The following is a 12,190-nucleotide window of genomic DNA, read 5'->3' on the forward strand; positions in this document are numbered from 1 at the left end:
TCGTGAAAATTCTTTCAAAAATCGTATGTACTGATTTCATGAAATCAAAAAATCAAACATCTCTAAAGTCACATTTTTGTCACAGAAATGAACAAGGGCTGTCAGAATAAAATTCTGAAAGCCCTTGTTTTGGCGTAGACATTCCATCATACTTATTCAGTCCAACGATGTCACCCACCGCTTACTCCCTTACGAATTTCAATCTCTTTCAATAAACCCCGCCGGGAGGCCAGAGGGGCATACGGGGAGACTGGTCTCTCCCGTAAGGCGCTTCGCATTTTTTTGTAAAAAAAACGCCTGTGTTTTCCGCAGAAAACACAGGCGCCGTGGCGGAGAGAGAGGGATTCGAACCCTCGGTGAGTGTTACCCCACACACGATTTCCAGTCGTGCGCCTTAGACCAGCTCAGCCATCTCTCCATAAAAATATTCAATTCAGCTTTTAAGCTGCCTTTTTATTTTACATTAGGTCATGCTGAATGTCAACAAAAAAGTGTACCGTATTATTTGTAATATGTTAACAAGATTATTCCAAAAAAAATGGACTTGCTTTAAACAAGTCCGAAGGAGTATGTATGTTAATTTTAAATTGCTTACAGTTATAAAATTACAATGCGTGAAGATTAAGTTCTTCATCAAACTCCGGAAAGATTTCATTACAGCTCTGGAAAACAATCTCCTGAGAAGTACGTCTTATCTCGTTTATTTCCTCAATATTTTGGTTGAGGCAATACTTGACATCATAATCAAGAGTATTTACTTCATTAATAAGCTTAACCGTGTCTTTAAGGGACATGGCATGTCTGTAAGGTCTTTCTTCCGTAAGAGCTGTAAACATGTCGCTTACAGCAAGTATCCTGGAACCCAGATCAAGACTTCTTGAGTCCAATCCAAAGGGATAACCCGTACCATCAAGCTTTTCATGGTGGAATGCGGCCCAGTCACGTACTTTTCCCAAACCGGGAATTGAATCCAGTATCCGGTAGGTATGATATGTATGTGCTTTCATAAGATTGAATTCATAGTGGTCTAAGGGACCGGGTTTTTCTAAAATACTTTCCGGGATACACAGTTTTCCCAAATCATGCATTAGCCCCGCAGAGTGCATCAGTCTGCTGTCGCAAACAGAAAATCCCAGTTTAGAGGCCAAAGTACTTGCACTAGCAGCCACACCTATTGAGTGGGTAGCTGTAAATTTACTTCTGAAATCAATAATTCTGTGTGCGATATTTGCATATTGAATTAAAAGCTCACTATTAATATAAACCTTGTATGGCGACATTATTTTGCGTATCAGATCCTCAACATAAGTTCCTGTAATATCGAACCAAAAATAAGGTTTTGAGGCAATGTTCTCAAACGCATCAACTGCTGCGGGCATAAACATTGTATCTTTGCCGTTGCGAATCATTTTGCTTATATATTTTTTCTGCTGCAAGATTTCCTGATTAGGATTTATCAGTATATCAATTCTGTCTGCTAAATGGAGGATATGACTGAATTTTGGTATCTTGCAGGATTGAAACCGCTTGTGAGATATTTCTTTCCAAAATACATGGTGATATTTTATTATATCGGCAGCTGAACGTAATTCCTCTGCGTCCCGAAGAATAAACCATCCTTTATACCCATGGTTATGCCTGTTGGAATAGGAATTCCCAAATTCAAACTCGAAAATGGAACTCCTTTCAAACAAATTAACTGCGCCGCAATCATGAAGCAAGCCGGCCAGTACTAAATCCTTAATCTCATTCTCCGAATAACCCATTTCTTTAGCGATACAATAAGAGATATATGCAACTCTCTTGTGATGATTTGAAATATTAGGGTTTATCAAATCTATAGCACTCGATAGGGCTATAACAATATCTATAATCGGTATGTATTGATCCATTTTATACCTCAAAATATGTAGAAAAATGATACAATTTGCCGTTCTAAACATATTTTACTACAAAATATGACAAAAGAAAACAAAAATATCTACAAATTTCAATATATTTCTTCAAGTAGAAATAATTAAATAATATATGGTTAATAATTTAGGTAAAATATAGTATAATTCTTATAACATTAAAAACTTATGTGAAAGGTGAAATTATGCTTACAATAAGTAATTTATCCAAAACTTATAAAGGTGGTAAAAAGGCAGTAGACAATTTGACATTGGAAATTCAAAAAGGTGATATCTACGGATTTATAGGACATAATGGTGCAGGAAAGACAACTACAATAAAGTGTGTTACGGGTATTCTTGAATTCTCCGAGGGAGATATTCGTATAGGAGGCAAATCCATAAAAACAGACCCACTGGAATGTAAAAGGATGATTGCGTATATACCTGATAATCCCGACCTTTATGAAAATATGACAGGAATTCAATATCTGAATTTTATTACAGATGTTTTCTCCATTCCGGCAAAAGAGAGAGAAAAATCTATCAAAGAGTACGCAGACATGATGGAACTCACGGGAAGCCTGGGAGATTTGATTTCGTCTTACTCTCATGGAATGAAGCAAAAGCTTGCCATTATTTCAGCACTTGTTCATAACCCAAGCCTGTATATAATGGATGAACCTTTTGTTGGACTTGACCCAAAGGCAGCACATACTCTGAAAGAGATTATGAAAGAAAAATGCAGACAAGGGAGTGCTATTTTCTTTTCAACCCATGTTTTAGAGGTTGCGGAAAAGCTCTGTAACAAGATAGCTATTATAAAGGATGGCAAGCTTATTACCAGTGGTGAAACTGACACAGTAAGAGGAAACAGCTCACTTGAGCAATTATTTTTGGAGTTGATAGATAATGAATAGTGTATTTTTTTTAATTAAAGCAAACATAATTAATTCCTGGGGAATAAACAAGGCACTAAAATCAAAATCTGGTGCTGAAAAGGTAAAGACGGCATTGCTGGGTTTACTTATAGTGTACGCTTTTTGTATGCTGACTTTCACCATGTTTATGTTATACTACCCTCTGGGTAAGGTTCTTGCGGAGTTGAATTCACTGGAACTGCTTATAGGAAGCTCTATTTTGTCAACTACTCTGTTCTCACTTTTTATGAGTATTTACAAAATACCGGGATACCTGTTTTCTTTCAGGGATTTTGATTTACTAATGTCTCTGCCTGTAAAACCATCGGCAGTACTGGCAAGTAAGATGATTTTTGTTTATCTTTCGAACCTTGCCATAAGTATACTTGCTGGAATTCCTTCATTGGTCATTTACGGAATAAACACTCATAGTGGGCCAATATACTATGTTTTTGCTGCCGTAGCAACATTGTTTGTTCCCCTTATTCCAATATCTATAGGTGCTGTTTTAGCTTATATACTGGGACGTATATCCTCCAAGTTCAGATCTACTAATGTTTTAATGTTGATAGGAACTTTTGTTATTATTATTGCATTTATGGTTCTGCCCAACATGATTACCGGAATTAATCAAGAGCAGGTTCAGAGTGCTATTCCGGCAATATCCGGTGTGACAAAGGTTCTTTTCTGGACTAACCTGTATATTAAAGCTTTAAGCAACACAAATATTCTGTATCTTGCAGCCTTTTTACTGGTTAGTGCGGCGATTTTTGGAATGTTTATTTTTATATTCTCCAGAGGCTTTAAAACCATAAATTCCAGAATGTCCGAAAAATACAAGGCATCCAATTACAAGGTCACAACGCTAAAGGCCTCAGGGGTTATGAAAGCGCTGTATATCAAGGAATTGAGATTCTATCTGTCTTCATATATATATGTAACCAATACCGCAGTAGGTGTAATAATGATGCTGATTTTTTCCTTGGCAGTTGCTGTTTTTGGTAAGGATAAGGTTGCAATGATGTTGGAACTCCCAATGGCCGGTTCGTATATAGCACCGGTGGTTGCTTTGGTTTTTGCATTCTGTATAAGTTTTACATTTGTTACCGCAGCATCAATATCTCTTGAGGGAAAAGGCCTTTGGATAATAAAATCTCTTCCTTTAAAAGTAGAAAATATACTTTGGAGTAAAATACTCCTCAATATGACTCTTACTATTCCGGCACTCATTATAAATATAGTAATTGTGGCATTTGCCTTTAAAATGAGTGCTGAAACGGTTATTGTTCTGCTTTTATTGTCGTTGCTCTTGTGTATAGTTTCTCCTGTTATTGGTATTTTGGTAAACCTGTACTTCCCAAAACTTGAGTGGACTTCACAGGTTTCAGTAGTAAAGCAAAGCGCAAGTATTTTCGTGACCATGATTATCAACGTTATAATCATGGGAGTTCCGGTAGTTTTGTTTATTCTTTTAAAGCCTTCCAACACCAATCTGTTTATGGAATTGATTTGTGTTGTTTTGGCCGTATTGGCATTTGTACTTATAAAAGCATTAAGAACGATAGGTGTTAAAAAGTTCAAGGAATTATAAGGGACTGTATATTAGCTGAGAATAAAATATTGAGTAAGAGGATTTATAGAAATATGTCCTGTAATATGGATTGGGGGAGTCAGGATGAGCAGTTTTTATGAATTCATTATCTATCTTACTATATACAGCTTCATAGGATGGGTCTGCGAGGTCATGTACTGCTCCATATTATCTAAACGGGTAGTAAACAGAGGTTTTCTTGCAGGCCCTGTTTGTCCTGTATACGGCTTTGGTGCTATGCTGGTAATCTATTTGCTGGAACCTGCTCAATCCAGTATACCCGTAATTTTTTTGGCAGGACTTGCACTTACCAGTATACTGGAGTACATAACGGGCTGGCTACTGCAGGTGTTCTTCGGTACAAAATGGTGGGACTATTCAAACAAAAGATTTAATCTCAACGGACGGGTATGCCTGAGAAATTCGGTTTTGTTCGGAATAATGTGCGTTGTACTGGTCAAGGTTCTGCATCCTGCAATAACCCATGTTGTTTTACTAATCCCTGAAATATGGGTAAGGGTATACGGGATAGCACTCATTGCAGCATATGCAATTGATATGCTATTTACTGTGAATACTCTGGTGAATCTCAATGAACGGCTTAAAAAGCTGTATGAATTTACTGAGGACTTGAAAAAGCATGGAGATATACTGGAATGGTTTAATGAGAGGGAACTATTTAAAAGCTTTGAAAAACTTCGGCTTTTAGCTGAGGAAGGCAAAAACGAGCTGAATGTAATGTTCAGAGAGAAGTTTGAGGCTCTTAGTCAGAAAAGAGGCAGCGGACACCGTTTAATTAAAGCCTTCCCTAATATGAAAAGTGTAAAATACGAGGAACAGCTTAACCACCTCAAAGATATGTTAAGGCAACTAAGGGAAAAGGCCGGAGGAAAGCATTAATCCTATGCTTCCTAGGCCTTTTGAAGCTTATATTCGGCAAATGATATCCCTGCAACTTTTTTAAAGCACTTTACAAAGTAGTTCGGGTCAGGGATTCCAATCATTTGTGCCAGTTGATATGCCTTTAAATCCTGTTCTTTTAGTATTGATTTGGCATTATCTATCCTTATCTTTGTCAGGTACTCTGAGAAGGTAATGCCGGTACTTTTTTTAAAAATACGGCTTAAGTAGCTTGAATTAATATAAAATTTATCTGCAACAACCTTCAATGTAAGGTTATTATCGTTATAGTTTTCATCTATATAATTTTTTATTTCGTCTACAATAGACTTGCTCTTGTTGTTCAGGGCTTCCGATATAAGGGACGTAGCTTTTTCTATTATACCTAGAATAGTTAATTCTATATCTGTATACTTTTCAAGTTTGAAAATATCCAGCAAAAAGTCACCCGATAGTGAAAATGTTCCTGCAAAAGGAATCTTCATTTCTGAAAGAAGCTCTTTTATATAGTTACACATATTTATTGAAAATATCTTTACTGCGTCAAGATTATTTATATTTTCCCTTGTATAATTGTATAAAACCTTTCTGGTAATTTCCAGAGCCTTAGATGTTGCCCCGGACTTTATTGCAAGCTTCATGTTATCAGTCAGAGAACTTTGATCAAATGCCGTAGCGTTGTCAAAATCACTCATCTGGGAATCAGCATAAATTATTTCTTCTCCGGTAATATAACCAAGGTTTAGCGCATTAAGTGCTTGGCGGTAGGACTTATACACATTGTCAAGGGAATGTACCTCAAGGCCTATACCACAGGATACAAAGGCTGAAAAATGCTCTCTGAAATAAAGAGAGGCATGCTCGGAAACATCGCTTAATGAAATTGACTTATCATTATTCAGTAACACTATATTACTTTGAATGTCTGTAAAGACATAGGCAAGGCTACTTTTGAAATATAAGTCCCTAATATAGCTGCGACAGTTTTCCAGAAGCATCTGTCTTTCTAGATTGGTATATTTGTTTTTGTCTATTCCTACATTAATTAATGAAACCTGATACAAATTATAATCAGTATCAAACCTTATATCCATCATCTTAAGTTCATCAGGCTGGAAGGTAAAATTTCTGTTTAAAACAAGGTCATTAAGAACCTTGTTCTGAAAAACCATGATATTGCTTTGCATATATTGGTGAGACAGTTCCAATCTTCCCAGACGTTCTCTGGTTGCTCTTATACTGCTTCCCACCTTGGAAAGAACTTCGTATATGGTATCTTTATTAATCGGCTTTAGTATAAAGTCGGATACTCCTATGGAAACCGCATTCTGTGCATAAGAAAACTCATCGTGTGCCGTGAGAATAATAATAGAAATATCCGGATGCCTTTCCTTTATATTTTTACTAAGGGTTAATCCGTCCATATAGGGCATCTGAATATCAGTAATTACAATGTCAGGGGTTAGCTCATCCAGCATGTCAAGGGCTTCAAGTCCGCTGGTGGCATCACCGACAGCTTCCATCCCCAGCTCATTCCAGTTAATGGACATTTTTAAAAGATCCCTTGTATTGCTTTCATCATCAACTATCATAACTTTCAAAGGTTTATCAATCATCTTTACCCTCCTCTAAAGGAATTTTCAGTGTTATTTTAGTACCTGAATACTTACTGCTTTCTACCATATATATATCATCGGTGCCATAATGTATCTTTAGACGCTGTATTGTCCCTCTGAGCCCAAAACTGGCTTGATTTCCTGCAAGATTTTCATCTGAAATACTGTTGATTTCCTGTTCATCCATTCCAATACCATTATCTTCAACGGACAATATGAGACAACTTCCATTAATATGTGCTGATGTTTTTATAAACCCGGGTTCACCGCTGGGCCTGATACCGTGATATATACTGTTTTCGACTAATGGCTGAAGTATATTCTTGAGTATTTTTATTTGGTTTGTATCCGGGGAAATATCGTACTCGTCACTAATCATCTCACCATACCGGAGCTTTTGAAGCAACAGATAGTTTTGTATCTGACGCACTTCATTTTCTAGGCTGATAACTTCTGAGCCCTTGCTGAGGCTGATCCTGCAAAAGCTTCCCAGAGCATTGACTGCTTCATATACTGTTTGGTTGTTGCCGGATAATGCCAGGTAAGCAATATTATCAAGAGTATTATATAAAAAGTGGGGCTTGATTTGTTCATTCAGAACATCCAGTTCAAATTTACGCTTTTTCTTTTCTTCATCTAAGAGCTTAATTATTAGATTGTTTATTTCCATAATCATCAGATTGTAATTGTTTTTAAGTTCACCTATTTCATCGTTTCCGGTATTATAGCTTACCCTTTTGAAAACCCCATTTGCCACACCCTGCATTGAGTTGATGAGCTTCTTAATGGGCGAGGTTATAAGGTTTGCGGTAAAAAGTGAAGCTACTATAAATAAAAAGATAGTAATTCCAATAAACAACACATACAGCACGTTCAGTGTCCGAATTGCAGGAGACTTGGAAGAGAGACTGGTACAGCTTATTATTTTCCAGCCTGTATCAGGCATATCAGACTTGAATACCAGTAATCTTTTGTTGTTAATGGTTATTATATCCTCGTTCGCCAGTATTCTCCCAAGATATGGATTATACATCTCATAGGCACCATCGTTTTTAATAACCGGATTATTATTTGCATCCAGGATTATAAAGGACGAACCTCCATTTTCACTGGTTTCATTAATAACGTCTGAGATACTGTCCTGTGATATGTTCAATACCAGTACTCCAATTGGCTTGAGACTGTCAAGGTCATTTAAAACTCTCATTACGGAAACAAGGTTTTTACCCGAATATGTTTTTAGGGTGTTTTCAGCATTTATAGCTATTTTATACCCGCCGTTGAGCTTTACAAGCTCATCAAACCACGGTGCCTTTTTAACATCTTCTACACTTGAAACAGTAAGGTATTTATTGGTTCTCAGTCCTGAACCATGTAAATCGTAAAGATAAATTGAATCAATATTCGGAAAGGTTATGTGAATGTTAAACATAACCTCGTTGGCACTTTTAGACAAGCTGCGAGAAGGTTTATCCGACTCAAGGTATGACCTAATAAGTGAGCTTGTAGTCATCATTTTGGAAACGTTATTTGCGTTATCAATCATTGTGTTAATATTTGTACGTATAAGCTCCGTTGTCTCACGGGAACGCTGACGTACCTGACTTAGAGTTTCGTTTTTTATTACATTGACATAAATAACCGCACTGATTATTACATAAAAAAGCATAAATACCATAAAGATAATAAGCACTTTGCTTCTTATAGAGGTGTTTAAAAACATGCTTTTAACTGTTTCCATAAAATGCTTTAAATATTTCATATATAACTCCGTAAAAATGCAAATAATAGTTTCAAATGAGCGTATCAAGTTATTATACCATACGCAAATTAGAGATTGACATAACGTTATTATGCGTATTGTGCAAATATTTCGGAAATAGGATTGGAGGCGGTTTAAAGCAATTCTATGAGTAAAAATAATGCACAATTATAGGTAACCATTTTACGTTTACTTTATGCAACATTACCTATATTATTACCATATCACATTATTTCAAGGAGGAATAAGGATGAACAAAATGTCAGTGGCAAAAAGAGGAGCAGCATTTATACTGGCGGGAGCATTAACAGTCGGAATAGTGGCATGCGGCAAAAATACAACAGGTAACAATGCCACAGGAACAACTAATAATGCAGGTGGAAATAATGCTAAAAATGTTGAACTGAAATTCAGCCATATTTGGGGATCAGCAGCAGACCCGTTTACACCCGCGGCTAAGAAAGTTATCGATGACTATCAGACTGCAAACCCAAATGTAAAGATCAAGGTTGATACTAATGAAAATGAAGCATATAAAACAAAGATCAAAGCAATGGCGGCAGCAAATGAGCTTCCTGATATTTTTTCTACATGGGGCGGCGGTTTCTCAGAGCCATTTGTTAAGTCAAATTCAGTAGTAGCCCTTGATGTGACCGAAGATATGAAAAATAAGCTTGTTAACGGTGCATTAACCAATGTGACTTATGATGGAAAGGTTTACGGATTACCATTCTTCCTGTCTTGTGGAGCATTGTTTATAAATACAGAGCTTTTTGACAAAAATGGTGTCAAGGCTCCTACTACCTGGGAAGAACTTCTTACAGCTGTAAAGACCTTCAAGTCCAAAGGAATAACTCCTATGGCTGTGTCAGGTAAGGACAAATGGACAATAGCAATGTACTTTGATGTAATGGCATTAAGAGCTGCAGGGCCTGAAAAGGTAACAAAAACTCTCACAAAGCAAGGCTCATTCAAGGATCCCGAATTCCTGAATGCAGCTAACAGATTTAAAGAGTTAATTGATGCAGGAGCATTCTCAAAGGGTGCTGCCGGAGTATCAAATGATGAAGCTGAAGTTCCATTCTTTGAAGGAAAGATACCAATGATGTTTAAAGGTAGCTGGACTGCAGGAAAAGCGGGCTCAAAAGATTCAAAAGTTGCAGGAAAAATCAAGGCTATATCCTTCCCGTCAATACCGGGCGGTCTTGGAAATCCAAAGCAGTTTACAGGTGGAGCTGTTGACGCTGTAATGGTAAGTGCAAATTCAAAGAACAAAGAAGAAGCACTTAAGTTCCAGAAGTACTTTGCTGAAAATATGTCAAAAGAATCATATCTTTCAGGAGCTTCAATGCCAGCATGGAAAACAGATGTTGACACAAGCAAGCTGAATCCTTCACTTGTTGATGTCGTTAATCTTACCAAAGATGCTGAATCATTTACAATCTGGTGGGATACACTCCTTGCCGGTAAAGATACAGAAACCTACCTGAATTCTTTACAGGAATTGTTTATGGGTTCAAAAACTCCTCAACAGTTTGTTGACAGTTTACAAACAATTTATGGTAAATAATCAAAGATAATAAAAGATAATAATAGGCGTCCATTTGTTTGCTTAAGTCAACAACACGTGGCAGAAAAATGGACGCCAAACTATATGAACATATTAAATATATTTTATAGAAGGAAGTGAGTTTGGTGGATAGAGTTTTAGGCAATAAGAAGGCAATAGTATTTTTCCTGTTTCCGGCTCTGGTTGTATTTATCGGATTAATAATAATACCTATCGTAATGTCAACGTACTACAGCTTGCAGGAATGGTCGGGATTTGGCAAAGGTACTTTTATAGGTCTGCAAAACTATAAAGGACTTCTTTCTGATCCAATATTCGTCAAAGCAGCAGTAAATTCATTAATTTTGGCAGTTGCATCAGTATTTATTCAGCTTCCGATTTCGTTGCTTTTAGCTCTGACACTTGCAAAAGGTGTTAAGTTTGAAAAGAGCTTAGTAACTATCTACTTTATACCGGTTATTATTTCTACAGTTGTTATCGGACAGCTATGGATGAAAATATATAACCCTGATTATGGAATTCTTAACTTAGTATTAAAGGCAATAGGTTTGGGGTCTTTTGCATCAGAATGGCTGGGTGATCCCAAAAGGGCGTTGGCTGCTACATTTATTCCTATAATATGGCAGTATATCGGATATCATATGCTCTTAATGTATGCAGGTATAAAATCTATTTCCACCGATGTTTTCGAAGCGGCAGTAATTGACGGATCTTCTTGGTGGAATACATCTATGAAAATAACAATACCGATGTTGAAGCCTGTATTGAATGTGTCAGTTATATTTGCTGTTACAGGCGCACTGAAAGTATTTGATCTTGTATATGTTTTGACAGGCGGAGGGCCTGCACACGCAAGTGAAGTAATAGGCACATATATGGTAAGTACAATATTTAAAGGTAACCAGTACGGATATGGTAGTGCAATGGCTGTATTTGTAATCCTTGAATGTTTTGCCTTATCCATTCTTGTAAGTCTATTGTTCAGAGAAAAGGAGGAAGCAAAATGAGTGACATAGTTCAGGATAGAAGTTCCGGATTTTCCATATCGAAAATCCTTATGTACGCTGCACTTTTCATAGTAGCGGTCATTCAGCTGTTTCCTCTATATTGGATGTTCTCTTTCTCATTAAAAGATAATTCTGAAATTTTCGGGGGAAACCCAATAGGACTTCCGGCAAAATGGCTGTGGTCAAACTACAGCAATGCTTTATTGCAAGGGAATGTAGGAAGATATTTCATGAACAGTGTAGTTGTAACGGCAGCAACAATTATACTTACAAGTATAATTGCGGTCATGGCTTCATATGCATTGACCAGAATGGTATTTAAGCTGAGAAAACCCTTAAATTCATTCTTTGTACTTGGATTGACAGTTCCTCTTCATTCGGCACTTCTTCCTATATTTATAATGCTGAGAAACTTAAAGATGGTTAACTCCTACTGGGCACTGATAGTTCCGTATACTGCATTTGCAATACCGATGGCATTACTGATTTTCTCAGGATTTATGAGTTCTATTCCTAGAGAAATGGAAGAGGCTGCATGTATTGACGGCTGTAGCATTTATAAAATATTTTTCTCAATCATACTTCCGCTTATGAGGCCGGCAATTGCAACAGTTACAATCTTTACATTCCTTCAGGCATGGAATGAGCTGATGTATGCGGTAGTGTTTATTAGCGATGCAAAATACAAGACACTAACTGTCGGTATCCAGTCTCTGGCGGGACAATATACAACGGAGTGGGGACCGATAGGTGCAGGTTTGATGGTCGCCACTATCCCAACTCTTATTATATATGCGATAATGAGTAAAAAAGTTCAGGATAGTCTTGTTGTTGGAGCAGTAAAAGGCTAAAAAGACTTTATAATGTCGCTTAGTATCCTGTATAATGGGATATTAAGGGATGTTATATTATTAATCGCATAAATGCGGATT

General features: G+C 36.9%; 9 protein-coding genes and 1 tRNA gene. 6 read left to right on the forward strand and 4 right to left on the reverse strand.

Annotation, left to right across the window (positions count from 1 at the left end; all coding sequences use genetic code 11):
- Nucleotides 1-327: 327 nt before the first annotated feature.
- Nucleotides 328-418: transfer RNA gene (locus CLO1100_RS00995), tRNA-Ser, on the reverse strand.
- 187 nt (nucleotides 419-605) lie between these two features.
- On the reverse strand, nucleotides 606-1,892 hold the full coding sequence (locus CLO1100_RS01000; protein WP_014311900.1) for an HD domain-containing phosphohydrolase: 1,287 nt from the start codon (nucleotides 1,890-1,892) through the stop codon (nucleotides 606-608).
- Nucleotides 1,893-2,098: 206 nt separating this feature from the next.
- Between CLO1100_RS01000 and CLO1100_RS01005 the strand changes: the two genes are divergently transcribed.
- From CLO1100_RS01005 to CLO1100_RS01015, 3 genes are all read left to right on the forward strand, one after another.
- A complete protein-coding gene (locus tag CLO1100_RS01005) occupies nucleotides 2,099-2,812 on the forward strand; it encodes an ABC transporter ATP-binding protein (RefSeq protein WP_014311901.1) in 714 nt (237 codons plus the stop codon).
- Nucleotides 2,805-4,403 (forward strand): ABC transporter permease, encoded by a 1,599-nt coding sequence (locus CLO1100_RS01010; RefSeq protein ID WP_014311902.1) that lies wholly within the window; start codon nucleotides 2,805-2,807, stop codon nucleotides 4,401-4,403. Before CLO1100_RS01005 ends, CLO1100_RS01010 begins: the two co-directional genes overlap by 8 nt.
- Before the next feature lie 84 nt (nucleotides 4,404-4,487).
- Complete coding sequence (locus CLO1100_RS01015; RefSeq protein ID WP_014311903.1) at nucleotides 4,488-5,303, forward strand: putative ABC transporter permease; 816 nt, start codon at nucleotides 4,488-4,490, stop codon at nucleotides 5,301-5,303.
- 11 nt (nucleotides 5,304-5,314) lie between these two features.
- On the opposite strand, the gene CLO1100_RS01020 is transcribed toward CLO1100_RS01015, so the two are convergent.
- Together CLO1100_RS01020 and CLO1100_RS01025 are read right to left on the reverse strand one after the other, a co-directional pair.
- Nucleotides 5,315-6,919: a response regulator gene (locus tag CLO1100_RS01020; RefSeq protein WP_014311904.1), complete on the reverse strand. Its 1,605-nt coding sequence runs from the start codon at nucleotides 6,917-6,919 to the stop codon at nucleotides 5,315-5,317.
- Entirely contained in the window at nucleotides 6,912-8,681 is a 1,770-nt protein-coding gene (locus CLO1100_RS01025; protein WP_014311905.1) for a sensor histidine kinase, read from the reverse strand. The genes CLO1100_RS01020 and CLO1100_RS01025 overlap by 8 nt, the downstream gene beginning before the upstream one ends.
- A 250-nt stretch (nucleotides 8,682-8,931) precedes the next feature.
- On the opposite strand from CLO1100_RS01025, the gene CLO1100_RS01030 reads away from it, so the two are divergent.
- The 3 genes from CLO1100_RS01030 to CLO1100_RS01040 all read left to right on the forward strand — a co-directional run bounded on the left by CLO1100_RS01030 (nucleotide 8,932) and on the right by CLO1100_RS01040 (nucleotide 12,109).
- Nucleotides 8,932-10,251: an extracellular solute-binding protein gene (locus CLO1100_RS01030; RefSeq protein ID WP_014311906.1), complete on the forward strand. Its 1,320-nt coding sequence runs from the start codon at nucleotides 8,932-8,934 to the stop codon at nucleotides 10,249-10,251.
- 122 nt (nucleotides 10,252-10,373) lie between these two features.
- A complete protein-coding gene (locus CLO1100_RS01035) occupies nucleotides 10,374-11,258 on the forward strand; it encodes a sugar ABC transporter permease (RefSeq protein ID WP_014311907.1) in 885 nt (294 codons plus the stop codon).
- Nucleotides 11,255-12,109, forward strand: coding sequence for a carbohydrate ABC transporter permease (locus tag CLO1100_RS01040; RefSeq protein ID WP_014311908.1), 855 nt, complete (start codon nucleotides 11,255-11,257; stop codon nucleotides 12,107-12,109). The genes CLO1100_RS01035 and CLO1100_RS01040 overlap by 4 nt, the downstream gene beginning before the upstream one ends.
- Nucleotides 12,110-12,190: the final 81 nt, after the last annotated feature.

Origin of the sequence: Clostridium sp. BNL1100, from assembly GCF_000244875.1 — a bacterium.
Lineage (GTDB): Bacteria > Bacillota > Clostridia > Acetivibrionales > DSM-1351 > Ruminiclostridium.